Origin of the sequence: Anaerofustis butyriciformans, assembly GCF_036289385.1 — a bacterium.
In the GTDB taxonomy this organism is placed as follows: domain Bacteria; phylum Bacillota; class Clostridia; order Eubacteriales; family Anaerofustaceae; genus Anaerofustis; species Anaerofustis butyriciformans.
This window is the reverse complement of sequence record NZ_JAYFFH010000001.1, coordinates 276,334-301,606: the sequence shown is the minus strand read 5'-3', so window position 1 is coordinate 301,606 and position 25,273 is coordinate 276,334. Positions and strand designations below refer to the sequence as shown.

The window sequence follows — 25,273 nt, the reverse complement described above, 5'->3', positions numbered from 1 at the left end:
TACAAAAGATTTCTTACAATTTAAGACTTTCTAAAACATCTTTAAGTTTAGATGCAGAATTAAATAAATTTTCATCTTCCCTTTTGCTTAGAGGAATTTCCAAAACTTTATCAATCCCTTTCATACAAACTATACTTGGAATACTTATACATATATCATTTAAACCATACTCACCGTCAATATAGCTTGAAACAGGAAGAATGGAATGTTCATCTTTTACAAGAGCAGTACATATTCTTTTCACGGCCATTGCAATACCATAATAAGTAGCACCTTTTCTTTCAATTATCTCATATGCACTGTTTTTTACACCGCTAAATATTTCGTTCATTGCTTGTTCATGATTAAAATGTCCTCTAAGTTCACAGAAGTTATTTATTTTCATTCCTCCTATATCTGAACTATCCCATACAGCAAGTTCACTGTCTCCATGTTCTCCTATAATAAATGCATGGATACTTTTACTGTCAACATTTAAGTGTCTTCCCAGCATATACTGAAATCTTGCACTGTCGAGAACCGTTCCGCTTCCTATTACTCTTTTTTTATCGTATCCGGATAGTTTTAGAGTAACATAAGTTAAAATATCAACGGGATTTGAAACAACAAGAAGTATTCCTTCAAAACTTGTCTTTGTAATATTTGGAATAATGGACTTATATATTTTTAAATTCTTATCTATCAAGTCAAGTCTTGTTTCCCCTTTTTCTTGATTTGCTCCTGCTGTTATAATAACTACATAACAATCCTTTATATCATCATAGTCCCCTTCATAAATATTAATACTTTCACAAAAAGGTATCCCATGACTTAAATCCATAGCCTCTCCCTTTGCTTTTTTTCTGTCTTTATCAATTAAGACAATTTCGGAAAAAATTCCTTCCTGCATTAAGGAAAATGCAATACTTGAACCAACCATGCCAAGACCGATTATAGCTATCTTTTGTTTGTTTAACATAATAACCTCCTTTCTGTTTATCTTTTGCATATAAATAAAAAATATAAAAAAACACGGTAAAAATTTACCGTGTTAAAACTTAAAAAGTTTTTATTGAAAGGATTTTATTATCTAACCTTCATATTTTGGCACAATACCAACTTCCCTCATTAAATCAAGAGCATCTATAATCATTGGAGCATCTTGTGTTCCTATAAGTTCTGCACCTGCCATTAAGTATGCATAAGCATTTTGAGGTTTTGGAGCTTTTACTCCTGAAACTTTTAATTTTGTATTTGTTCCTTTTAAGCAGTCTCTCATTAATACTGTTTGTTCAAGAGTGGGTCCTGCGTAGTGTCCTGTAGATGATTTAACATAATCAATTCCTGTTTCAGCACAAAGTTCACAGGCTATTTTTATTTCCTCATCAGTAAGCATACAACATTCTATTATCATTTTTGTAAGCACTCCGCCTGCCGCATTAACGTAATCTTTAAATTCTTGTTTTATTTCATCATATTTTTTATCTTTCATTGCCCCCACGTTCATGCAGTTATCAAGAACGGTAGCTCCCATTTTTACAGCTTCTTCTGTTTCAAAAGCTTTTACGGCGCTTGTTTGCTGTCCAAGAGGGAAACCTATTCCAGCGCCTACAAGTAAGTCTGTTCCTTGTAGTTCTTCTGCAACTACTTTTGTCCAGTATGAAGAAGAAAAGCAAAATGCCTTACAATTATATTTAATTGCTTCTCTACATCCCATTCTTACTTTTTCTTCCGTTAAATCTTTTGCAAGGCTCGCATAATCAAAAAGCTTACCCACATCTTTTTTGGTTAGTTTACTAAAATCTACTGCCATTTTATTCTCCTTTTGTTTATATAAGTTTTTTTAGTAATTCGTTGTTAATGAAATAATCATAATCAATTCCGCATTCACCTATAAATCTTGGATTGTCAGAATCTTTTTTATGGTCTCCGTGGAAATCAGACCCGCCTGAGATTATTTTTACTTTATCTTTATATGTATTTCTTACTTCGTTTATTATATCTTCTTTTTTCATGTTTCCGGTGTAGCTTGTTTTATCATAGGTATAACTTGCCTCTACGCCGTCTAAACCGTTTTTAATAAGATTTTCTATATATTCGCTTCTTGATACTTCTTTTCCATCTAAAACCACTTTATCGGCTATTAAGTAAGGATGTGCAAGAACTATTATACCGCCTGCATCATGAACTATTTTTATTATATCTACAGGATTTGGTTTTCTTCTTCTAACATTTAATCTTTCATCTTTTTTAGAAAGTTTCTTTGCGTCAGACCATGTTTTTGTATATCCTTTGTCTGCCATTAAGTTAAAAATAAGTTTCTTTTGAAGTTCTTTTTCGCTCCTTTGTTGTCCTCCGTAATTTAAAACTTCATCAAGAGATATTTCATATCCGCACTCATTTAATCTTTTTAAGAAATCCTTATAGCTTTCTATTTTGCTGTTTGCTATATCTTCCATTACTTCCTTAATTTTTTTATCTTCAAAATCACAGCCATATGCAACCATGTGAACATCATCAACATCAGTATCACATGAAAATTCACAGGCTTTTAATAAATGTACACCTTTATTTTTTGCATATTCTACACTGTCAACTTCTTTTCCGTCTACTTCTACTGTTTTTGGAGGAAGCATATCATGGTCAGAAATAGTTAAAACTTTCATTCCTGATTTTGCTGCCAAATCAATAAGTTCTTTTGGTGTGCAAAGTCCATCCGAACGTGTAGTGTGACAATGCATATCACATAAATAATTAGGTTTAAAATTATAATCACTCATTGTTTACGCTCCCCTTTCTAAGTGTAAAGAAATTGATGTGTTTGTATGCAAGGTCATAAATTTTCTTATATACATAATCGTCCAATGTTAAAGGATTATGTTCATCCCTATGAGTAGAAGAGTATTCATACATACTGTCGCAATAAGCGATTTTTATTGCTGTTGAAATATTTACCTTACTTGCTCTTAAATCAATTAAAGTATTGAACATTTCATCGCTTAAGCCTGTTCCACCGTGAAGAACCAAAGGTACAGGTGAAATGGAATCAATTTCTTTAAATAAATCGTAGTTTAATCTTATTTCTCCTTTATATACCCCGTGAGCCGTGCCAACTGCAGGAGCAAGGAAATCTACACCGGTTTCTTTTAAGTATTTTTCGCAGTCTTCTTTATTTGCATAAGCAGCATCGTTTGCATGAACGACTATATCATCTTCAACACCTACAATACTTCCTACTTCGCCTTCAAGAGTAATATCTCTACCTGCTATGTAATCTTTAACAATCAAAGTATCTTCTATGTTCTTTTTAAGAGGTGTTTTAGAACCGTCAAACATAATAGAACTCCAGCCTGCATCTATACATTTTTTCGCATATTCAATGTCTGTGCAGTGATCCAAATGAATGGCAACATCGACCTTTGCCATTTCACATATAGGTCTTAAGAAAGAAATAAATTCTTCAATTCCAAATTGTTTTACTGTTTTTACCGAAGTTTGTAAAATAACAGGTACGTTCAAATCTTCTGCGGCACTTACCACAGCCTTTGCCGTTAAGTAATTTACTATGTTAAACGCTCCTATTGCGTAAGAGCCTTCTCTTGCGTCGTTTAACATTTTTTTCATTGATACATAAGCCATATTAACGCCTCCTTATATAATATGTGCTATAACCACATATAACCACTTAATACCAGTATATGTATAAAGCCCCTTTTTGTCAATAGTTTTTAATCTTTTTAAATACATTTAAACTTTTATAAAGAGTATTTTTATAGATATTTTATATAACATATTCATTAAGAAAAGAATTTATTAAAATTACAAATAAATAAAACATGAATTTAATCTTATTAAAAATACATATTTAAAACATATACAAATAATTCACTAAATTAAAAAAGGAAACGGAAAACCGTTTCCTTTTTATATTAATCAAAATGATTAAGTCTTACTATTTCATAGAGTTTTCGTAAGATTCAACCATTCTTTTAACCATTTCACCACCGATTGAACCGGCTTCTTTGCTAGTTAAATTACCATTATATCCTTCTTTAAGATTAATGCTAAGTTCACTGGCAACTTGTTTTTTAAATTGGTCTAAGCCTTTTCTAGCTTCTTTTTTAGTCATTTGTTTCACCTCCATTTATAAGTGTTATACTTATATTATGGACGTAATATTTTAAAATACACTGGAAAGTTATTCCTTGTTTATTCAAATTTAAAAAGGCTTCTTTTTCTTGATTGTTTTAAGGCATTATATTTTTCTTTTAAAATTGAATTTTCATAAGTCTTTTCTTTTAATTTCATTTTAAGCCTTGCGTTTTCTGTAATAAGTTCATCTCTTTGTTTGAAGTTATCCTGTTTTTTTAATTCTTCTATTTCTTCTCTTAGAGAATTTATCGTCTTTATAAGGCAGGTTATGTTATTTTCTTCTTCTTTCGGTTTTTCTTCTTCAATCTCTTCAAAAATAATTTTATTTTTGCTTTCCGATAAAGTTTCTTTAATTTCTTTGTTTTTCTTTCCCTCGTCTTTAAGAGATTCTATGTAACGAAAAATATCTATTTCCCTTGTTGTATAATATCTTCTGTTGTTTGAACTTCTTGGAATTTCAAGCCCGAACTCATCTTCATAAAATCTTAATAAATAAGGCTTACAATTTAAAATATTTGATGCTTGTGTAATAGTATATTTCAAAACTTAACTCCTTAAACGGTTTTTTTATATATTACTCCAAATAATTTAAAAAATAAGCCTTAATTTGTCGTTTATTCAGTTTTAATTTTATAATTTAATAATTTCGATATTTTCAACTGCTTCATCTACCAAATCATCAATATCAAGTTTTACTTCTTCTTCCAAAACTCTTTCAAGTTTAGGTTTAATTATAGGATGTTTTGGAACGAATATTGTACAGCAGTCTTCATATGGTCTTATTGAAATGTCATAAGCACCGATTTTTCTTGATATATCCACTATTTCAGTTTTATCAAAAGCAATTAATGGTCTTAAAATAGGTAACTTAGAGCAAGCATTTGTACAAGAAATTCCTTCAATAGTTTGAGATGCAACTTGTCCAAGGCTTTCACCTGTTATAAGAGCTTTTAAATCGAATTTATCTTTTAATCTGTTGGCAATTTTAATCATATATCTTCTAAGAATTACGGTTAAATATTCGCCTTCACAGTTTTTTATAATTGCTTCTTGAATTTTTGTAAGAGAAACATTTACAAGAGTTATACCCATGTTATAATCGCTTAAAACTTCTGCAAGGTCTTTAACCTTTTCTTTTGCATCCATGCTTGTAAATGGATAGCTGTGAAAATGAAGTCCTACAACTTTCATTCCTCTTTTATTCATTAAGTATCCTGCAACAGGAGAATCAAGTCCACCTGATAAAAGAAGTCCGCCTACTCCGCTGCTGTTTACAGGAAGTCCAGCATTACATCTTATATCTCCTGCATAAACATATGCATTTTCTCTTATTTCAACTTTTAAAATTGTATCAGGATTTTTTACGTCAACCTTTAAATCATCTGTATTGATAAGTACATAAGCCCCTACATCTTTACTTATTTCAGGAGATTTCATAGGGAATTTTTTATCGCTTCTTTTTGTTTCTACTTTAAAAGTTTTGTAATTCCCCTCTTTCATTACTTTAAGAGCTACTTCTTTGATTTTGTTCATATCCTTTTCAAGTTCGTAGCACTTTGTAAGATATACAATCCCAAATACTTTCTTAAGCCTTTCTATAATGGCCTCTTCATCAGTTTCATTATATCCGCTTACTATAATTCTGCTTTGAATTGTATGCAGTTTTACATTCTCAAATTTTCTTAGAGAAAGTCTAATATTTTTTTGAAGTAAATCTATAAAGAATTTTCTGTTAAGACCTTTTAGGCTTATTTCTCCATATTTTACCATTATTATTTTATTCATATATTTTCTACCTACTCATTTTATTTAAAAGATGTAATCTTTCTATGTTTTCTTTTAATTTTGTAATAAAAACATCAATTTGTTCTTTTGTATTAAATTCACTAAAACTTATTCTTATAGTTCCGTTTATTAAATCATCATCAACGTCTATTGCCTTTAATATGCTATTTACTGTTGTGTTTCTTGAAGAACAAGCACTTGAAACGGAAACATAAATATTATCTTCTTCAAGCATATGAAGAAGTACTTCTCCTTTTATACCTTTAAAACTTACATTTAAAATATGATAAGAAATATCGGCTTTTTCATAAGGAGTATTAATATGATAATCTTTAATCTCAGAAGATAGTTTACTTACCGTATATAAAAACAAATCCTTAAAAATCTTTTTATTTTCTTCAAAGTTTTTATTTGTAATTTTAACTGCTTCGTTTAAGCCTGCAATTAAAGGAGTGTTTATTGTTCCGCTTCTGTAACTTTCCTGTTGCCCACCTCCGTGAAGAAGTGGAAGAAGAGTTATGTTTTCCTTTAATACTAAAGCTCCTATTCCTTTTGGACCATGGAATTTATGAGCACTTAAGGAAATCATATCAGCATCTTTTAGTTTTAAATCAACTTTTCCAACAGCTTGAGTTGCGTCTATGTGAACAAGAACATTTTCGTTTTTTTCTTTTACTTTTTTTATTATTTTTTCAACATCCTGAACAACGCCAAATTCGTTGTTTACGTAAATTATGCTTACAAGTTTTGTATTCTTATCAATACTGTTTACTAATTCTTCTAAATTTATTACACCATTTTTATCAACTGGAACATATTTTGTTTTTACATTCAAATCTTCATAATAATGAAATACATTTGTAACACAAGGATGTTCGATATTGGTTGTAATAATATTGATATTTTCGGGATGTTTGATTTTTCCTATTGTTCCTTTAATGGCCATATTTACACTTTCCGTTGCACCGGATGTAAAAATGACTCTTCTATTTTCTTTTATGTTTAAAAAATCAAGTAAGTTGTCTTTTGTTTCTTTTAATATTTTACCGGCTTCAAACCCTTTTTTATGAACGGCTGATGCATTTGCATAGTCATATAAAAGATATTTTTCTATTTCTTTTGCCGCTTCTTTATAACACATGGTTGTGGCGGCGTTATCCAAATATATTTCTTCCATTTAGTCTATAAACTCCTTAACAACATATTTTGAAGTAAAGGCTCTAAGTGTAGCCGTATAATACATAAAAAGTTCAAATGTATCACCGATTTTATAATCATTTTTACTGTCTGTGATATCTATAATTAAATGATCGCTGCTTCCTCCAAGGATTTTTGTATTTGTATCAAGAGGAAACATATCAAGGTCTATATCCTGTTTTCCTACAGATAAAATCGCTCTTTTTCTTATACCTTCATCAACAAATTCAGGTTTTGAATTTAAGGCAGAAAAACCTCTTTTGCCTATTGGAATTGAAGGTTTATTTTTTATTTCTATTATCTCGGCTTTTAATATGAAAGCGTCTTTTATCATACCGTCAATATGGCTTCTGTAAGTACAGTCTCTACCAAAATAAATCGTATCACCGACTCTTATATTGGTTATTCCTTCAATAGGGTTATCTTCTCTAAATAAAGTATAGCTTGTTGAATTTCCGCCTGAAACCACTTCAAGCTTTTGGTTTAACTCACTTTCAAGAAGTTTGTTTACATTCACAAGATGAGTTAGATTTTTTTCATCAGGCAAAACTCCCCCGTAACAGGTTAAGTTTGTAGCTATACCCTTTATATTAATATTGGAAAGATTTTTCATTTTTTTAGCATTTTCAACGATGTCTTTTTCTTCAAAATATCCTTCCCTTAAATCGCCCACATCAAACATTAATAATATATCGTGAGTTTTGTTTTGATATTTTGCAGCCTCGTTTAATGCTTTTACCGTATCATATTCACTGTTTAAGGATACATCGCTGTATTTTACAACTTCATCTGCCATTGAAATGCTTGGAAGTCTTATAAGCCATTTTTCAGCATCTAAATCCTTAATATTTTCAAGATTTTCTATTCTTGAATCCCCAAACTTCTTTATTCCTGCTTCCATTAATGTTTTAACTATTCTTTCATTGCAGGAATGAAGCTTCGTAACAGCTGTTACGTCTACACCGTATTTTCCAAGAGTTTCTTTAACGGTTATTGCATTATCGTATATTTTGTTTAAATTAATCTTTAATGTAGGTCTCATACTTTTCCCTTCTTTAGTTTTTGAATGAATGTACAGGAGATGGAATTCTTCCGCCTCTTTGAATGAAATCAGAACTGCTAAAGCTGTTTACTTCCATAATAGGTGCACTTCCGAAAAGTCCGCCCCAGTCAACTTTATCGCCGACTTTCTTACCATATACAGGAACAACTCTTACAGCAGTTGTTTTATTGTTTATTACACCAATTGCAGCTTCATCGGCAATCATAGCTGAAATTGTATCTTCAGGTGTTTCCCATGGAATTGCAATCATGTCAAGTCCAACAGAGCAAACGCTTGTCATTGCTTCAAGTTTATCAAAATGTAAGCAGCCGTCTTCAACTGCAGCAATCATTCTGTTGTCTTCACTTACAGGAATAAAAGCTCCGCTTAATCCTCCAACGTGACTTGATGCCATGATACCGCCTTTTTTAACTGCGTCTGTAAGCATTGCAAGAGCAGCTGTACTTCCGTGAGCACCGCATCTTTCAAGTCCCATTACTTCAAGAATTTCAGCAACACTGTCTCCTATTGCAGGTGTTGGGGCAAGAGATAAGTCTAAAATTCCGAAAGGAACATCAAGTCTTCTGCTTACTTCGTGTCCTATTAAAGAACCGGCTCTTGTTATTTTAAATGCTGTTCTTTTTATTGTTTCAGCAATTTCGTCAACTGTTGCACCTTTCATTCCTTCAAGTGCAGTTTTAACAACACCAGGACCGCTTACACCGACGTTTATAACTTTTTCAGCTTCTCCTACACCATGAAAAGCTCCTGCCATAAATGGATTATCTTCAACGGCATTTGCAAATACTACAAATTTTGCACAACCGAATGAGTTATTATCTCTTGTCATGTATGCAGTCTTTTTAATTATAGGACCCATTTTCTTAACAGCATTAAAGTTTATTCCTGATTTTGTACTTCCAAGGTTTACGCTTGAACACATATTTGTTGTTTCTGTTAGGGCATATGGAATTGATTCAAGGAATGAAACGTCGCTTGTTGTACATCCTTTTTGAACAAGAGCAGAATACCCACCGATAATATCAACGCCAACTTCTTTTGCTGCATTGTCAAGTGCTTTTGCATACTCAACCCACTCTTCAACGCTGTTTGCACAAGCAAGAGCTATTGGAGTTACGGAAATTCTTTTGTTTACAATTGGAATACCATATTCATCGGCAACAGTATCCGCAGTTTTTACCAAGTCTTTTGCAATTGTTGTTATTTTATCGTAAATTTTATTTGTTGCAACTTTATAGTTTCTGTCAAAACAATCAAGCAAAGAAATACCAAGAGTAGTTGTTCTGATATCCAAATTTTCGGTATCAAGCATCTTGATTGTATCCATTACATCTTTTTTTTGTATAATCATTGTTTTACTCCTTAAATTTTATGCATTGTATCAAATATTTCTTCTTTTTGAATTCTTATTGATAAACCAATTTCTTCAGATAATTTATCAAGTTCTTCCTTAATTGTTTTAAAAGAAGCTTTATTTTCGTTTATTTTAACAAGCATTAACATTGTAAAATAATCTTGCATAACTGTTTGAGAAATATCTTCAATGTTTACATCATAGTCGTTTAGTACTTTTGAAACATTATAAATAATCCCTGTTTTATCTTTCCCGATTACTGTGATAATTGCTTTCATATCTTCCTCCGATTTAATAAAAATATTTTTAAACTTAAATTATATATTATCATATTTACCTTTATAATTAAACCCTTGTTTGATATAATTTGGTGAAGCGGAGGTTAAAAAATGAAAGTAAAATATTTATATAACAGCGGATTTTTAATTGAACTTGATGATTATATTTTTGTAATTGATTCCATGAACAAAATAAAAATTGAAAGTAAAGATAAAAAAGTAATTTGCTTTGCTACTCATTCTCATATGGATCACTTTAACGATTTTATTCTAAAAGAAGGATTATGTGTTTTAAGTGATGATATAAAAGTAAGGAAAAAAGATAATATTATATTTATAAAGCCTTATGATGAAATAGATACAAATGGAATAAAAATAAAAACATTTGGTTCAACAGACCTTGGAGTAAGTTTTTTAATAAAAGCAGAAGGAAAAATATTATTCCACAGCGGAGATTTAAACTGGTGGCACTGGGAAAATGATGATAAAAAAACACAGGAAAAAGAAGCTAAAGACTATCAAGATGAAATAATGAAGTTAAAAGAATATTTACAAAATGAAGTTATTGATTATGCATTTATTCCGGTGGATAGAAGATTAAATGAAAACTCAACACTTGCCATTAACTTCTTCTTAAAAGAAATTAAAACAAAAGATGTTTTCCCTATGCATTTTAGAGAAGATTTAAGATATATTGACGATTTAAAAGAAATAGAAGAAAAATATAAAAATGTAAATATTCATGAAATCACAAAAGAAAATCAAGAATTTATATTTTAAAACTACTTAGATATATTATATTTTAATTGATATTATTTAATATTATACTAATATATGTAATATTATAATTAAATTATAAATAATCCTGTAATACTAATTAATATAATACACTAAATATTTTGTTAATTAAAAATAAAAAGAAACGCCATGCGTTTCTTTTTATTTTTCTCTACCAACCATTTCTATTTCAAGTTCATATTTACTTCCAACGATTTTTGAATGGTCTATACATATAGGTTTTTGTCCCATATAACATGTTCTTTTAAGTTCGATTAAAGCTGTTCCAACCGCAACATCAAGCATTTGGCTTTCTTCAAAAGTTGCGTTCTTTGCAGAAATTAATTCTGTTGCAGAATCAAAGTTTATTCCATATTCCCTTTCAAGGAATGCATATAAAGATGTGATTTCATCTTGCTTTTTAATGATATCCGGTACATCTTCTTTTCTTAAATAATTTTTTACTATTGCTATTGGAATATTGTTTGCAAGCTGTATTCTTTGAATTCTTATTATTACAGTTCCGTTTTCTATTCCAAGTTTTTCACTAATAAAATCATCCGCAGCAACGGAATCTATAAATATATTTTTAGGTTTAACTTCATAACCTTTATGTCGTAATGTTTCAGAAACAGACGTTACATGATTTAAACTTTGCATTGTTTTATTGTCTGTTACAACCGTTCCTTTACCTTGTTGAGCTTTTAAAAATCCTTCTCTTGAAAGTAGGTCAACAGCTTTTCTTACGGTAGTTCTGCTTACACCAAACATCTTTTCTATTTCAGGTTCCGGAGGTATTAAGTCTCCCGGCTTATAATATCCGTTTTCTATTTTTTCTTTAAAATATTTGTAAAGTTTGCTGTATTGATATACTTTTTCCATATTTCATACCTCCCTTTATCAACATTTTAATATAAAAACGTACTTAAATCAACAAAAAAGATACAAAACATCATTATCTCTTTGATTTTCATAAAAAAAGACGTGCCTTTTGCACGTCTTTTAAGCATACTGTCCAATATCAAGTCTCATTTTATCGGCAACCATTGCAATAAATTCCGAATTGGTAGGTTTACCTTTATTTTGGTCTATTGTATAACCAAATATTTTATCTATTGTCTCAACTCTTCCTCTATTCCAAGCAACTTCTATTGCATGTCTTATTGCTCTTTCAACTCTGCTTGGTGTTGTACCGTATTTTTCTGCAATCATAGGATATAAAGTTTTTGTTATTCCTCCAAGTAATTCAACATTATCAATAACAAGTTTTATTGCTTCTCTTAAATAAATATATCCTTTTATATGAGCAGGAACACCTACTTCATGAAGTATTGATGTTACCATAACTTGATAATCTTTATCTTTCTTTTCTTTTTCTTCCTTTGTTTCTTCGTTCATATCGGGAGAAAAATATGCATCTATCTCTCTCGTTAATTCATCAAAATTAAAAGGTTTTAAGAAATAATAGTCAGCTCCTAAATTTACTGTTTGTCTTGTAAAGGATTCTCCTCCTACAGCTGACATCATAACAACATGAGGATCGTAGTTACCCATATCACTTTTGTTTAATTTTTCAAGTACACCGATACCGTCAAGCATTGGCATTATTGTATCCAAAAGTAAAATATCCGGCTTTTCGTTTTTTACAACGTCCAAAAGGTCGCTGCCGTTTCCTACTACTCCCACTACATTAAAATTTTCTCTTCCTTCAAAATGGTCTTTTACAGCCAAAGCAAATTTTTCGTTATCATCTGCAATTGCAACTTTATATACCATAATTTTTCCTCCCGATTTAATATTATTTTGTTTTATTTTAATTTCTTTTAAAGATTACTACAATTTTAATGCAAAGTTTGTCTAATTTTGCTTGGTCAACAAATCTTCTAAAAGCCATTCAATATAAATTCCATATCCTTTGGTTGGGTCTGTTACAAATACATGGGTAACGGCTCCGACGATTTTTCCGTTTTGAATTATGGGACTACCGCTCATTCCTTGTACAATACCGCCTGTTTTTGAAAGAAGTTCTTTATCGGTAACCTCGATTAACATACTTTTGGTGTTTTTCTTGGTTTGTTTATAGGTCTTTTTAATTTTTATGTCGAAAAGTCTTGGTTCGTTATTATCGATAGTAGTAAGAATCTTCGCATCGCCTTCTTTTATTTTATCTTGAAGGGCAATTTCCATTGGAGAAGATGAAGAAGTAACTTTCTTTGTAACATCACCGTAAATTCCAAAATCATTATTAAGTTCAATTGAACCGATTATGTCTTTGTTATCTGCTTTTAAAACTCCTCTAAGCTCTCCGGGATTGTTTCTTTTTCCTTTTACAATGCTTATAAGTTCGCTTTCAATCAAATCTCCGTTTTTTACGGGCATTATTATTCCTGTATCAACATCATTTATGCTATGCCCCAAAGCAACGAATCTATTTAACTTATCATTGTAACAAGTAAGTGTTCCTATTCCTGCAACGCTGTCTCTTACCCATAAGCCTATTTTATATTTATTATCGTCTTTTGATTTTACGGGTTTTACTGTTACTGTCTGCTCAACATTTTCTCTTTTTATTACAACTTCAATTTCCTTATGGTCGATTTTGTTTAACTGCTCGATAACTTCATCGGCATTATAAACTTTACTACCTCCTATTTCGACTATTATATCCCCTGTTTTTATCCCTGCATCTTTTGCAGGACAAACTTCATTACCACTAATATCTATAAAGGATTGAAACTGAACGGCAATGGCTCCTTTGGTATTCATACTAACCCCAACAAGCTGTCCTGACGGATAAAGCTTTGTGTTTGGTATAACGTTTATGTTATAGTTATTTATTGGTATGATTCCAAAAAGTTTTGCCTTTAGTTTATATTCGCCAGCCGAAGATGAATAAACTTCTATTTTATTATCTTCAACATCACTTTTTGAAGAAGTCGTCCCATTTACTTTTAAATCTTCGCTTTCATTTTCAATTTTACAGTTTTTTGGTAAATCTAAAGAAACACTGGTCGTCTGAGAGGATAACACAGCAATCTCTTTAGTATTTATATTTAAGTAAGATAGGTAAACTGAAAATATAAAAATTATAGTTAAAAATCCTAAAAGTAATTTTTTTCTTGAAAATATATTCACACTTAGTACCTCGTTTGTTTTTTTGATTTATTGTTCCCAATATTACAAAAAATATAAACGAAGCACAAAAGTGATTATTGATTTTTTAATTTGTCAGCATTTTCAATCATGTCTTTTGCATACATAATTGCATTTTCACTGGTGTTTTCACCACTTATTATTCTTACAAGTTCCTCTACTTTTTCTTCCTCATTAAGTTTTGTAAAAGATGTAAATGTCTTATCATCTTTTACTTCTTTTTTAATGAAATAATTCGTATCTGCCATTGAAGCAATTTGAGGAAGATGCGTTATTGCAAGAATTTGGTGGTTTTTTGAAAGTTCCCACATTTGTTTTCCTACGATTAAAGCAGTTTGTCCGCTTATTCCCGTATCTATTTCATCAAATATCAAACAATCAATATTATCATTTTCCGATAAAATTCTCTTAAATGATAACATTACTCTTGAAATTTCACCGCCTGATGCTATTTTATTCAGTGGTTTTAAACTTTCTCCTTTATTTGTTGAAATCATGAAAGCTATATCATCAATTCCTTTTTTAGTATAGTTTTCATTTTTTTCAAGGTCTTTAAATTCACAAGCAAAAACCGTTCCTTTCATTGAAAGAAGCTGAAGATTTTCGGTTATTTTTTTGCAGAACTCATCTGCAATTTTTTTTCTTTTTTCTCTTAAGGTTTTTGCGTGTTTTAAATATTCTTTTTTCTTTTTATCCACGTCTTTTTTAAGAGAATTTAGAGTATCTTCATAGTTATCTATAAGCTCGATATTATTTTGTAGTTCCTTTTTATATTCTAAAATTTCTTCTATTGTTACTCCATATTTCTTTTTAAGATAATTTATCTTATTTAATTTACTTTCTATATCGTTTAATTCTTCGGGGTTAAATGAAATATTATCTCTGTAATCCCTTAAGAAAAACACTACCTCTTCTATTAATGTATTTGCCTCGTTTAGCATTTCTACATTTTCTTTTACGCTTTCATCATAATCAAGAACCTTTGAAAAAGATTCGTTCGCCAAGGTTAAATTTGACAAAACGTTACTGTCTGATTTATATAAAAGAGAGTATGCACTGTCTATATCTGAATATATATTTTGTGAATTTAGAAGAATTTTTTCTCTTTTTTCAAGCTCTTCATCTTCTCCGATTTCAAGTTCTACTTCATTTATTTCTTCAAATTGTCTTTTAAAATTATCTAAATTATCACTGTTTTCCTTTGATTTTTTTTCAAGTTCAGTAAGTTCTTTTAAAGCCTTTTTATATTCATCATAAGATAAAGAAACATTTCTTAAATCATCTTTTATTTTATTTTGTCCATATGAATCAAGAAAACTTAAATGAGTATTTTGGTTTAGGAGTTTTTGATGTTCATGTTGTCCGTGAATATCAATAAGATGAGTTCCAACTTCCTTTAGAGTTGATACATTAACCAAGGTTGAATTTATCTTACAAATATTTCTTCCTTTTAATGAAATCTCCCTTGTTAAAATAAGTGTTTGATCGCTATAGTCAATAGATAAATCATCAAGAACTTCCTTTAATTCATGGTTATTTTCTTCAACCGTAAATAAAGCCTGAATAACGGCTTTATCTTTTCCCGTTCTTATGTTTTCCGTTTTTGCATGTTCCCCAAGAACCAGCGATAAAGCACCAATAATTATGGACTTTCCAGCCCCTGTTTCACCTGTTATTATGTTTAAACCTTCATCAAATTCAATACTTAAATTATCTATAATTGCATAATTGTTTATATTAAGCGATAAAAGCATTTTATTTTCCTTTCTTTAAAAGAGATTCAAACTTTTTAACCAATTCTTTTGCGTCATCTTCACTTCTTACAAGTATGAAAAGTGTATCATCTCCCGCAACCGTTCCTACAATTTCATTTAATTTTAAAGCATCAATTGCAACACCTGCAGCTTGAGCCATTCCTGTTATTGTATGAAGGCATACAAAGTTGTTTGCATAATCAATTGTTAAAACAGCTTCTCTAAAAACACTTACGATTCTATCATCTAAATTTGAACTTTGATTTGAATATGCAGCATATTTATATTTACCGCTTTTTGTCATTACCTTTATAAGTTTCATTTGTCTGATATCTCTTGAAACTGTTGCCTGCGTTACGTTTATTCCCGCTTCTTTTAAGTATTTTGTTAAGTCTTCTTGTGTTTCAACTTCGTATTTGTTTAATATTTCAAGTATTTTTGAATGTCTGTCAATCTTCATGAACAAATTCTCCTTCTACTATTGGGTTTTTTATCTTGTTTACAAGTAAAGAATAGAAATTATAATCATCAAATCTTATGAAATTGGCTTTAAGAGCACTTTTCTTTACTAATATTTCATTTCCTTTTATATCTGGTTCAACACTATCTATGTAAACACTAGTTATTTTAGGGTTAAACCTTATTTTTACAACATCATTTGAATTAACGATAATGCTTGTTGAATTTAAAGTATGAGCACAAATAGGATTTATTATAAACAAATCGCAGTTTGGGTTTACAACAGGTCCCCCGCTTGAAAGGTTATAAGCTGTTGAACCTGTAGGTCCTGATATTATTACACCGTCAGCAAGATAGTCGGCAAAAACTTCATCGTTTATAAACACCTTATATTCTGCAACTCCGTAGTGATTTTTTCTAAAAAGCACTGCATCGTTTAAGGCAAAACCAAGTTTGTTGTTATCTTTGTCATACACATCAAGAAGCATTCTTTTATCTAGTGTGTAATCACCATTTAAAGCCTTGTCTATACATTCTTTCCATTCGTTTCTTTCTACATTTGCAAGAAAACCGACTTTTCCAAAGTTAATTCCAAGAATTGGTTTTTCGTATTCTCCTATTTGAGATAAGGCTTTTAAAATTGTTCCGTCTCCTCCGATTATTATAATAAAGGAAACTTTTTTTATGTTTTCTTCGTTTAATATTGAAAAGCTGTCATATTCGGGATTTTTCAATGGTTCTTCAAGATACATATGTACATTTTTTTCATACAGATAATGAACTATTTGTCTTGTGAAATCCATGTATCTGTCTTTTTTATAATTTGTTATTATGCCTACATATTTTTCCATAATGTCAGTCAATCTCCTTATGCGCATTTTCAACACATTCATCTACTATATTATCAATATCTATAAGGTTTTCTTCATTTTTTGTTACATATGCAATAAATTCTCTGTTGCCTTTAGGTCCTTTTATAGGTGAAAAATCAAGTTTTTCAACATATAATCCCTTTTCTTTAAGCCCCAAAATCACATCTTTAACAACTTTTTTATGAATGTTTTTATCTTTTATTATTCCATTTCCAACAAGTTCTCTTCCCGCTTCAAACTGTGGTTTTATAAGACATATATATACTCCGTCGTCTTTTAAGAAATTAAGCAGATTATCTGCAAGTTTTAAAATTGAAATAAATGATACGTCCATAACTGCAATGTCAATCATTTCCCCAACTTTATCAAATTCCATATTTCTGAAATTCGTTTTTTCAAGACAAACAACTCTTTCATCTTGTCTTAATTTATAGGCAAACTGTCCGTATCCGACGTCTATGCTGTATACTTTTTTTGCTCCGTTTTGAAGCAGACAGTCTGTAAAGCCTCCGCTTGATGCTCCTACATCCATACAAATTTTATCTTTAACATCAACATCAAAAACTTTGATTGCTTTATCAAGTTTGAAACCGCCTCTGCTTACAAAGGGATTATCATTTCCTTTTATAATAATATTTGAATAAATATCCACCTTTGTTCCCGCTTTATCGACTCTTTGGTCATTTACGAAAACAAGACCTGCCATTATAAGTCTTTTTGCTTTTTCTCTGCTTTCTGCCATTCCGCTTTCAAAAAGCAAAACATCTAATCTTTCTTTGGTTTTCATTTTTTTATCCTCCTTTTAATAGAGAAAAATTCCACAAAAACCGCCGCTTTTCTTACTATCTCGGTGGAATTGTTCATTGAAATATGTTTTCCAAAGGCTTTTCCCCCAACTGTCAAAGCAGCGACAACACCATTTAAAACAACGCTTATTACAACGGTTTCTTTTAAATTATATATGCTAGCGATTTTAACTATAATTATTGCAACCGTAGCCCCACTTATGATACCGCATATATCTCCGATAACGTCATTACATATATTTGAAACCTGAGAAGCTTTTTTAACAAGGTCAACAGCCTTCCTTGCTCCTTTAACTTTATTTGCCGCCATTGCATTAAAAGGTGCAACCCCCTCTGTCGTTACCGCAGTTCCAACCATATCGCATATTATACCTATCAATATTATTGCGAAAAGCACAAAGAGTGCGCCAACCAAGCCTGCATTCCCCACAAGAGACTCACTTATTACGTTAAATGCCATAGATAAAAAGAATGTTAAAAACGTAATTTTTATAGCCCAGCTCTTTCCGTCTTGTTTTTTATTCTTTGACATATTTCCTCCGATTTCTACTAATTATATCACAAAATATTTTTATTTTTTTAACATTATAAAACTCGACAATTTTTTATCAAAAATTCGTCAATTTTTATTAATAATATCCGTTTCTTTTATTGTATTCACTATCGGCAATTCTCTCTAAGCTATTTGATATTGATTTTATATCCTTAAAATATTCTTCTATTTTTATTTTTAAATACCCTAAAAATGATATTACCGAAACAAGTACCATGAATAATAAAACAGGATTTATTATATTTATTATTTTAGTCAAATAATCCAAAAAACTATTCATATTTATTCTCTCCATGTTATAAAAATACAATTATATCATATACTAAAATTAAAAAAAAAGAAAGGTTTTAATTATGTTAATTTGTTTTATTCGTGTTGCACTTATATATTTTTTGGTTTTATTCGCCATAAGATTTTTAGGAAAAAGACAGATAAGCGAATATCAGCCTTTTGAACTTGTAATAACAATAATGATAGCGGATATTGTAACTGAACCTATCGGCGACGTTAATATCCCCCTTTTAAACGGAATAATTCCCTTGATAGTTTTAATATTTCTTCAAACCTGTATATCTCTTTTAACATTTAAAAACGAAAGAATAAGGACTTTTATATGTGGAAAGCCTGAATATCTAATATACAATGGGAAGATAATGCAAAAGCAAATGTCAAAAATGTTAATAGGCATTGATGATTTGTGTGAACAATTAAGAAACAATGATATTCTCGACTTAAACGAGGTTTCCTATTTAATTTTAGAAGCCAACGGAAACCCAAGTTTTGCCTTAAAACAAGACGGTTCACTTCCAATAAGTCTCATTAAGTATGGTAAAAGACTGAGTAAAAGTCTTCCCCTTGCAAATTATACCGATGAAAGACTTGATAAGGAACTTAGGAAAAAAAATATCATAAATGATAAAGATGTCTTTTGGGCATATGTATACCAAAATCAGTTATATATAATAAGAAAGGATAGTTTAAAATGAGATCTTTTTGTTTTGCGGCGGCACTTTTGATTACACTTCTTGGGATAAATGTTTACTGTTATAACTTTATAAAAGAGTCATCAATAAAACTTGAAAACAATATTGACGAGATAGTTTATTACTTAAACAAAAATGATGATGAAAATGTAGAGAAAAGTTTTAATGAGTTAAAAGAACAAACAATAGAAAGTAAAAAAGTATGGTTTCTTATAATAAATCACGAAGAAATTGATAACGTAGAGGTAAAGATAAAGGAATGTGAAGGATATATAAAAAAAGAAGCCGACAATGAATTATTGGCCTCTTTAAATTCTCTTAAATTTTATATAAACAATATCTACGAAAGGGAAAAAGTCAACATCCCTAACATTTTTTAATGTGATATTCGTTGCTTTTTTCTTTTAAAATTCTTCCTTCTCTTAAAAGCTGTTCCATTTTATCCATGTCTTCACTTTCAAGAGCTTCTTTATATTCTTCTAATTTTTCTATTATATTTTCAACCTCGAATAAAAGGGCATCTTTATTCATGATAAAAAGTTCGCTCCACATATATTCGTTTAACTTTGCAACTCTTGTTAAATCAAGAAAACTTCCCGCAGAAAAGCCTTTCTCTTCCAAAATTGAAGGGCTTTTTACATATGCGTTTGAAACAACGTGTGCAAGCTGAGATGTAAAAGCGATTATCTTATCGTGTTCTCTTGGAGTTGATAAAACACATTCTTTAAACTTCATTTGTTTAACAAGCTGTTTTATAATATTTATCTTATCTTTATTTGTATTTTCCGTTACGGTAACAATAAAACTTGCCCCTTTAAATAAATCTGAAACAGCCGCATCGTATCCCCAAAGTTCTCTTCCTGCCATAGGATGAGCTCCAACATAATCTATATTTCTCTTTAATGCTTCAGGTTCAATTTTATTTACTATTTGTTCTTTAACCCCGCATAAGTCCATAAGGGTAGAATGTTCTTTCATTGTTTCCATTACTTTAAAAGCAAGGTTAATAGTATTAACAGGATGAAGAGCTATTACAACCATATCCATTTCTTTCATATCATCAATTAAAATAATATCGTCAATTGCTCCGTCCCTTTTTGCCTTAACCAACGTTTCGGAGTCTATATCATAACCGAAAACTTTATTTGTCGTATATTTCTTTACTGCTTTTGCAAAAGAGGCTCCTATAAGCCCAAGTCCCACTACTGCTATATTCATGTTATCACTCCTTAAAAAATTTGAAGAAAACTTTTAAATATGTCAGCCCCTGCAATAATCGTTCCTATTGTACTTCCAAGATTAGCAAAGGTAACAACCAAAAGTATTTTTGTTATTCTGTTTTTCCAAAGTCCTTTTAAACTCTCTAAATCAGAACTTAAGTTTTCAAAATCTGAAACTTTTGGTTTTCTTATATATGCTTCCACAAGCCCTGCAAACCACCCTGCCGCAAGAAGCGGATTAAGGGAAGTTATTGGAGCAGCTAAAAATGCCGTTATAATGGCTGGAATACTTCCAAAAGCAAGGACTACGCCAAGAGCGCTTAATGTTCCATTAAAAAGTATCCAACTTATTATTTGAGAAAATCCCGTATCAGCGCTTTTAAAGAAGCTGAATATTATCATTAAGATAATAAATGCCGGAATTCCAAATCCTATAACTTTTCCCGTTTTTCCGGGTTTTGGTATTTCTTCTATTTCCTTTAAATCTATATCTTCTTGTATATTTTTTATTATTCCGTTTAAATGAGCCGCACCTACAACGGCAACTATTTTTTCACCTTTTGCGTTTTTTATCTTTTGAGAAAGATATATGTCACGTTCATCTACAAGGTATTTTTTTAAATCCGGAAATGATGTGCTTATATCAAGCAAAGCATTTTCTATATAATCCCCTTGTTTTATATTTTCAAGATCCTCTTCGCTTAATTCTTCATCTTCAAAAAAACTCATAATAAGACCGTACAGAAGTTTCATCTTTTCCATAAAAGACATCTTCCTGAATATTCTAAGAAAAGTTGTCTTAATATCTCTATCTGCTAAAGTAAGCTTTGCTCCTATTTCTTCGGCAGTATTTATTGCATTTATCATTTCCTGCCCTGAGTTAATATCAAAACTTTCGGCAATTCTTTTTTGATAAGAACTTAAAATAAGGTTTATTAAAAGAAGAGTCGTTTTCTTTTCCTTGATTACATTTACGATGTCCGTATCCTGCCATCTTTCGTTATTTTTAATTGAAGAATACCTGCCTTCGTCAAGTTCTATACAGACATTGTCGGGCTTTATTTCTCTTATCATTTCTTCAACTTGAATGGCACTTTCTCTTGATACGTGTGCCGTACCTATAAGGGTAATTTCTTTACCGTTTATATTAAGCTGTTTAACTGTTTCAGACATTTTGCCTCCGTAAAATAATTACAAATTACCCCCTTAAAAAAGGGGGTAATTTATTTTATCATTTTTTATTTAATTTATAAAGCATATTTAAAAAATTTTAGCTGCAACCTGTTGTTGAACCGCAGTCTGCACATACTTTACATGTTCCGTTTCTAAAAAGTCTGTTTGATGAACAAACCGGACAAACCTCTCCATACACTCTTGTTGTGTTTGGGTCGTCTTTTATTTGTTCATAGCTAAGCTGTTCTTTTTCTTGTCTTTCTTCTTTTATTATTTTATTGCTTATGCTGTCGTTTATTTCTTCTTCTTGTGGCTTTTCCGGTTTTACTTCAACTCTTGTAAAATCCCCAAGTTCTATATCTATTATCTTACTTAACAAATCAGCAATACTTGAAGCATTTTTAATGTATGGATGTCTTGATACAAATCCACTTGGTTCAAATTGTTGACCTCTTAAAAGTCTTGAAATTTCCTTTGCAGGAATGTTGTATTGAAGCATATTAGATATTGATTTTGAAAGAGAAGCAAGCAGTCCTTTTACTACTGTTCCTTCTTTGTCTGTTGAAACAAATATTTCAGACATTCTTCCGTCTTGGTAGAATCCTATTGTTACATATAATTCAATATCACCTATCTTAGCAGCATGAGTTCTGCTTCTTCTCATTCCGTCAGGTTTAATTCTGTGAAGTGTTCCTCTCTTACAGTGTTTTGCATAATCAAGAAGTCCTTGATATGTAAGGTCTTCCAAAGAATCGCTTTCACTTTTTATTGATGTATTAAGAGGTTGAGATGCCTTTGAACCATCTCTGTAAACAGAAATAGCTTTAACCCCTGACATATAAGAAAGTTTATATATATCGCTTATGTCTTCATAAGTTGCGTTAGAAGGCATGTTTACTGTTTTTGATACAGAACCACTTATAAGAGGTGTTACTGCCGCTACCATTAAAACATGTCCGCTTGGAGAAATCTCGTTTGCAGTTTCAAATATTTTCTTATCCTCTTCTCTTAAGTGTGGTGCATCATTTAATGAATAGTGCATAAAGCTTCCTATTTCATCTTTTTCAAGAAGATAATCTTTAATATCTTTTATTTCTTCTTCTTTATATCCTAAATTTCTAAGTGCAACTTCTAATATTGGATTTACAAGTTCCATTGTTCCCCCGCCTGAAAGGGATTTATAAACAACGTTTGAATAGAAAGGCTCAAGTGATGTTGCACCGCAGTCCATGGCAAATGAAATTGTTCCTGTTGGAGCAATAACAGTTGTTTGAGCATTTCTGATTCCATATGCTTCGGCATGTTCAAGAGCTTTTGTCCATAAAATTCTGCTTGCATTTAAAACTTCTTCAAGTCCCATTTCAGAAATTACATCTTCATCAAGTTTTAAAGGAACATAATCAAGCCCTTCAAAATTATCATCTAAAGCAAGAGAACATCTTGCAGAGTTTCTAAGTACTCTTAACACATACTCAGCATTAATATCAAATTTTTCAAATGGTCCGACACTTCTTGCCATTAAAGCAGAAACAAGATAAGATTGTGCGGTCATAATAGAGCATAATGCTGCAGTTAAGTTTCTTCCTTCGTCGCTGTCGTATGGGTAACCGAATACCATAAGAAGAGAAGCCATATTTGCAAGTCCAAGACCTGTTGTTCTAAACATATAACTCTTTCTTGCTATTTCTTCAGTTGGGAATTGTCCCCAATGAATTGATGCTTCAAGAACAAGTTGTATTAAAGAAATCAAATGAATATAATCATTTAATTTAAAGATTCCTTCTTCTTCGTTATAGAATCTGTAAATATTGATTGACGCAAGGTTACAAGCAGTATTATCAAGGAAAGCATATTCACTGCATGGGTTTGTTGCGTTTATTCTGTTGTATTTTGCACCTACGTTTCCGTCTTCACCTGCAGGGCAAGTATGCCAAGCATTGAAAACATCATCAAATTGAACCGCAGGGTCTGCACAGTTCCATGCTGATTTACAAATTAAATCCCATAAGTCTTTTACTTTAACTTCCTTATTTACTTCTTCATCAACTCTTCCTTTAAGTTCAAAAGTAGCATCAGGATTTTCTCTTAAGTTTAAGACTTTTTCCATAAATTCTCTATTTAGTCTTACAGAGTTATTTCCATTTTGTCCGCTTACTGTTTGATATGCTTCACCGTCCATTGAAGTATCATATCCCATTTTGCCAAGAGCTCTTACTTTGTCTTCTTCTCTTGCTTTCCATGAAATAAAATCTTCAATTTCAGGATGGTCAATATCGGCTATAACCATTTTTGCGGCTCTTCTTGTTGTTCCACCGCTTTTTATTGCTCCGGCATTTCTGTCAAAACCTTTTAAAAAGCTCATCATACCAGAAGATTTTCCGCCGCTTGAAAGTTTTTCGTTTACTGCTCTTAAATTAGAAAAGTTAGTTCCTACCCCTGAACCGCCTTTAAATAACTTTGTTTCTGTAACGTATTGTTCAGAAATAGAATTATCACCAAGCAATGTATCTTTTATAGAAAGAATAAAGCAGGCTGATGCTTGTGTTCTTGTGTATCTGTCTTTACTCTTCTTTACACTTCTGCTTTCAGGGTCAAAGTAGAACATATTGTCACTTTCACCGCTTATGCCATAGTTTCTCTTTATTCCTGTGTTAAACCATTGTGGAGAGTTTGGAGCCCACATTTGATTTAAAAGAGCATAAGCTACTTCATCATAAAAAATATTATATTGATTTTGAGTTGTTATAAGCCCTTCATCAACAAGAGCATCTGCCCAAAATCCTACCATTCTATCCACTACTTGCTTTATGCTTGTTTCGTGTCCGTTATCTTTTCCTACCCCTGCTTTTCTAAAATATTTTGATGCTATGATATTACATGCATTTTTTGAATAAAATTCAGGGAATTCCAAATCATGCATTTCAAAAATGTTTTTTTGTGTTTTATAATCAAAAATCTCTACATCTACGGTTTTATATTCAAATAAATCATAAACCGTAATGCTGTTATCTTCTTCTAGTCTTTTGGTAAAACGTCTTTTGAAAATATTGTTTACACTTAAATTATCCATATAGTTCACCTTTCTTATGTAAAATATTCTACAACATATAGTATAAATTACATACATTAATACAATTATTAGTATATCATTTATTATTGTAATTGCAATACGTTTTCTATAACAAAAAAACAAAAAAAGAACGCTATAAAACGTTCTTTTTATTTAATTCTTTAATTATGTTTTCTATACAGTTTTTAAAATAACCGTTATTGCTTACTTCAATATCACAGTATTTTTTATATAAACCAATTCTGTTATTATACAAATTATAAATATGTTCTTCGTTATTTTTTAGAAGTGGTCTGTCTTTACCGAGATTTTTGGATTTTAATATATTTTCAACACTTCTGTTTATAAATACTATTATGCTTGTTTGTTTAAAATAATCAATGTTTTCTTTCCTTGTGACTATTCCGCCTCCTGAAGAAATAAGAGTGGAGTTTAATTTTGAAAGCTCTTTTGAATAAAAGGTTTCTATATCTCTAAAACTTTCTTCACCGTCTTTAAATATTTCACTGATTTTTTTGTTTGTCTTTTCTTCAATGTAATTATCCATATCTATAAAAGTTAAACCAAGCTCTTTTGCCAGTTCCTTACCTATACTGCTTTTACCACAGCCCGGCATACCGATTAATAAAATATTCTTTTGCATTT

The 25,273-nt window shown here is 30.7% G+C and carries 27 protein-coding genes; 3 read left to right on the top strand and 24 right to left on the bottom strand.

Annotation, left to right across the window (positions count from 1 at the left end; translation table 11 throughout):
- Positions 1–13: 13 nt before the first annotated feature.
- The 11 genes from V2W16_RS01455 to V2W16_RS01405 form a co-directional block, all read right to left on the bottom strand.
- Positions 14–958: an L-lactate dehydrogenase gene (locus V2W16_RS01455; RefSeq protein WP_253229241.1), complete on the bottom strand. Its 945-nt coding sequence runs from the start codon at positions 956–958 to the stop codon at positions 14–16.
- Between the two features lie 111 nt (positions 959–1,069).
- Complete coding sequence (gene deoC, locus V2W16_RS01450; RefSeq protein ID WP_329380287.1) at positions 1,070–1,792, bottom strand: deoxyribose-phosphate aldolase; 723 nt, start codon at positions 1,790–1,792, stop codon at positions 1,070–1,072.
- A 16-nt stretch (positions 1,793–1,808) separates the two neighbouring features.
- Positions 1,809–2,759 (bottom strand): PHP domain-containing protein, encoded by a 951-nt coding sequence (locus V2W16_RS01445; RefSeq protein ID WP_253229240.1) that lies wholly within the window; start codon positions 2,757–2,759, stop codon positions 1,809–1,811.
- Positions 2,752–3,618: a class II fructose-bisphosphate aldolase gene (locus V2W16_RS01440; protein ID WP_253229239.1), complete on the bottom strand. Its 867-nt coding sequence runs from the start codon at positions 3,616–3,618 to the stop codon at positions 2,752–2,754. Before V2W16_RS01440 ends, V2W16_RS01445 begins: the two co-directional genes overlap by 8 nt.
- Positions 3,619–3,931: 313 nt before the next feature.
- On the bottom strand, positions 3,932–4,108 hold the full coding sequence (locus V2W16_RS01435; protein WP_253229238.1) for an alpha/beta-type small acid-soluble spore protein: 177 nt from the start codon (positions 4,106–4,108) through the stop codon (positions 3,932–3,934).
- 80 nt (positions 4,109–4,188) lie between these two features.
- A complete protein-coding gene (locus V2W16_RS01430; protein WP_253229237.1) occupies positions 4,189–4,674 on the bottom strand; it encodes a MerR family transcriptional regulator in 486 nt (161 codons plus the stop codon).
- 87 nt (positions 4,675–4,761) lie between these two features.
- Positions 4,762–5,916: a tRNA uracil 4-sulfurtransferase ThiI gene (thiI, locus tag V2W16_RS01425; protein ID WP_329380279.1), complete on the bottom strand. Its 1,155-nt coding sequence runs from the start codon at positions 5,914–5,916 to the stop codon at positions 4,762–4,764.
- Positions 5,917–5,923: 7 nt separating this feature from the next.
- Positions 5,924–7,093 carry a cysteine desulfurase family protein gene (locus V2W16_RS01420; protein ID WP_329380276.1) on the bottom strand — a complete coding sequence of 390 codons (1,170 nt, stop codon included), beginning with the start codon at positions 7,091–7,093 and terminating at the stop codon, positions 5,924–5,926.
- Positions 7,094–8,155, bottom strand: a complete 1,062-nt coding sequence (locus tag V2W16_RS01415; RefSeq protein ID WP_253229234.1) for an alanine/ornithine racemase family PLP-dependent enzyme — start codon at positions 8,153–8,155, stop codon at positions 7,094–7,096.
- A 13-nt stretch (positions 8,156–8,168) separates the two neighbouring features.
- Positions 8,169–9,521, bottom strand: coding sequence for a PFL family protein (locus V2W16_RS01410; RefSeq protein ID WP_329381531.1), 1,353 nt, complete (start codon positions 9,519–9,521; stop codon positions 8,169–8,171).
- A gap of 17 nt (positions 9,522–9,538) precedes the next feature.
- Positions 9,539–9,808: an ACT domain-containing protein gene (locus tag V2W16_RS01405; protein WP_138269015.1), complete on the bottom strand. Its 270-nt coding sequence runs from the start codon at positions 9,806–9,808 to the stop codon at positions 9,539–9,541.
- Positions 9,809–9,919: 111 nt separating this feature from the next.
- Here V2W16_RS01405 and V2W16_RS01400 point away from each other — a divergent pair, with 111 nt between their 5' ends.
- A complete protein-coding gene (locus V2W16_RS01400; protein ID WP_329380271.1) occupies positions 9,920–10,588 on the top strand; it encodes an MBL fold metallo-hydrolase in 669 nt (222 codons plus the stop codon).
- Between the two features lie 159 nt (positions 10,589–10,747).
- On the opposite strand, the gene V2W16_RS01395 is transcribed toward V2W16_RS01400, so the two are convergent.
- The 9 genes from V2W16_RS01395 to V2W16_RS01355 form a co-directional block, all read right to left on the bottom strand.
- Positions 10,748–11,467, bottom strand: a complete 720-nt coding sequence (locus V2W16_RS01395) for a GntR family transcriptional regulator (RefSeq protein ID WP_138269017.1) — start codon at positions 11,465–11,467, stop codon at positions 10,748–10,750.
- 120 nt (positions 11,468–11,587) lie between these two features.
- Positions 11,588–12,361 carry a sporulation transcription factor Spo0A gene (gene spo0A / locus V2W16_RS01390; RefSeq protein WP_253229232.1) on the bottom strand — a complete coding sequence of 258 codons (774 nt, stop codon included), beginning with the start codon at positions 12,359–12,361 and terminating at the stop codon, positions 11,588–11,590.
- A gap of 81 nt (positions 12,362–12,442) precedes the next feature.
- Entirely contained in the window at positions 12,443–13,720 is a 1,278-nt protein-coding gene (gene spoIVB / locus V2W16_RS01385) for a SpoIVB peptidase (protein WP_329380265.1), read from the bottom strand.
- 74 nt (positions 13,721–13,794) lie between these two features.
- A complete protein-coding gene (recN, locus tag V2W16_RS01380) occupies positions 13,795–15,492 on the bottom strand; it encodes a DNA repair protein RecN (protein WP_329380262.1) in 1,698 nt (565 codons plus the stop codon).
- 1 nt (position 15,493) lies between these two features.
- Positions 15,494–15,952, bottom strand: coding sequence for an arginine repressor (locus V2W16_RS01375; RefSeq protein WP_138269021.1), 459 nt, complete (start codon positions 15,950–15,952; stop codon positions 15,494–15,496).
- A complete protein-coding gene (locus V2W16_RS01370) occupies positions 15,942–16,802 on the bottom strand; it encodes an NAD(+)/NADH kinase (protein WP_329380258.1) in 861 nt (286 codons plus the stop codon). The genes V2W16_RS01375 and V2W16_RS01370 overlap by 11 nt, the downstream gene beginning before the upstream one ends.
- A gap of 4 nt (positions 16,803–16,806) precedes the next feature.
- Positions 16,807–17,610, bottom strand: a complete 804-nt coding sequence (locus V2W16_RS01365) for a TlyA family RNA methyltransferase (RefSeq protein WP_138269023.1) — start codon at positions 17,608–17,610, stop codon at positions 16,807–16,809.
- A complete protein-coding gene (locus V2W16_RS01360; protein WP_329380253.1) occupies positions 17,607–18,161 on the bottom strand; it encodes a hypothetical protein in 555 nt (184 codons plus the stop codon). The genes V2W16_RS01365 and V2W16_RS01360 overlap by 4 nt, the downstream gene beginning before the upstream one ends.
- Positions 18,162–18,258: 97 nt before the next feature.
- Positions 18,259–18,462, bottom strand: coding sequence for a hypothetical protein (locus V2W16_RS01355; RefSeq protein WP_329380250.1), 204 nt, complete (start codon positions 18,460–18,462; stop codon positions 18,259–18,261).
- Positions 18,463–18,535: 73 nt separating this feature from the next.
- Here V2W16_RS01355 and V2W16_RS01350 point away from each other — a divergent pair, with 73 nt between their 5' ends.
- Together V2W16_RS01350 and V2W16_RS01345 are read left to right on the top strand one after the other, a co-directional pair.
- On the top strand, positions 18,536–19,168 hold the full coding sequence (locus V2W16_RS01350) for a DUF421 domain-containing protein (protein ID WP_329380247.1): 633 nt from the start codon (positions 18,536–18,538) through the stop codon (positions 19,166–19,168).
- A complete protein-coding gene (locus V2W16_RS01345) occupies positions 19,165–19,545 on the top strand; it encodes a DUF4363 family protein (RefSeq protein WP_329380244.1) in 381 nt (126 codons plus the stop codon). Before V2W16_RS01350 ends, V2W16_RS01345 begins: the two co-directional genes overlap by 4 nt.
- On the opposite strand, the gene V2W16_RS01340 is transcribed toward V2W16_RS01345, so the two are convergent.
- From V2W16_RS01340 to V2W16_RS01325, 4 genes are all read right to left on the bottom strand, one after another.
- The gene (locus tag V2W16_RS01340; RefSeq protein WP_329380241.1) at positions 19,532–20,383 is read right to left on the bottom strand and encodes a prephenate dehydrogenase; all 852 of its coding nucleotides are present in this window, start codon (positions 20,381–20,383) and stop codon (positions 19,532–19,534) included. The genes V2W16_RS01345 and V2W16_RS01340 overlap by 14 nt on opposite strands.
- Positions 20,384–20,394: 11 nt before the next feature.
- Positions 20,395–21,558: a TraB/GumN family protein gene (locus V2W16_RS01335; RefSeq protein WP_329380238.1), complete on the bottom strand. Its 1,164-nt coding sequence runs from the start codon at positions 21,556–21,558 to the stop codon at positions 20,395–20,397.
- A gap of 97 nt (positions 21,559–21,655) precedes the next feature.
- Entirely contained in the window at positions 21,656–24,628 is a 2,973-nt protein-coding gene (locus tag V2W16_RS01330; RefSeq protein ID WP_329380235.1) for a vitamin B12-dependent ribonucleotide reductase, read from the bottom strand.
- Positions 24,629–24,761: 133 nt separating this feature from the next.
- Positions 24,762–25,271, bottom strand: coding sequence for a shikimate kinase (locus V2W16_RS01325; RefSeq protein WP_329380232.1), 510 nt, complete (start codon positions 25,269–25,271; stop codon positions 24,762–24,764).
- Positions 25,272–25,273: the final 2 nt, after the last annotated feature.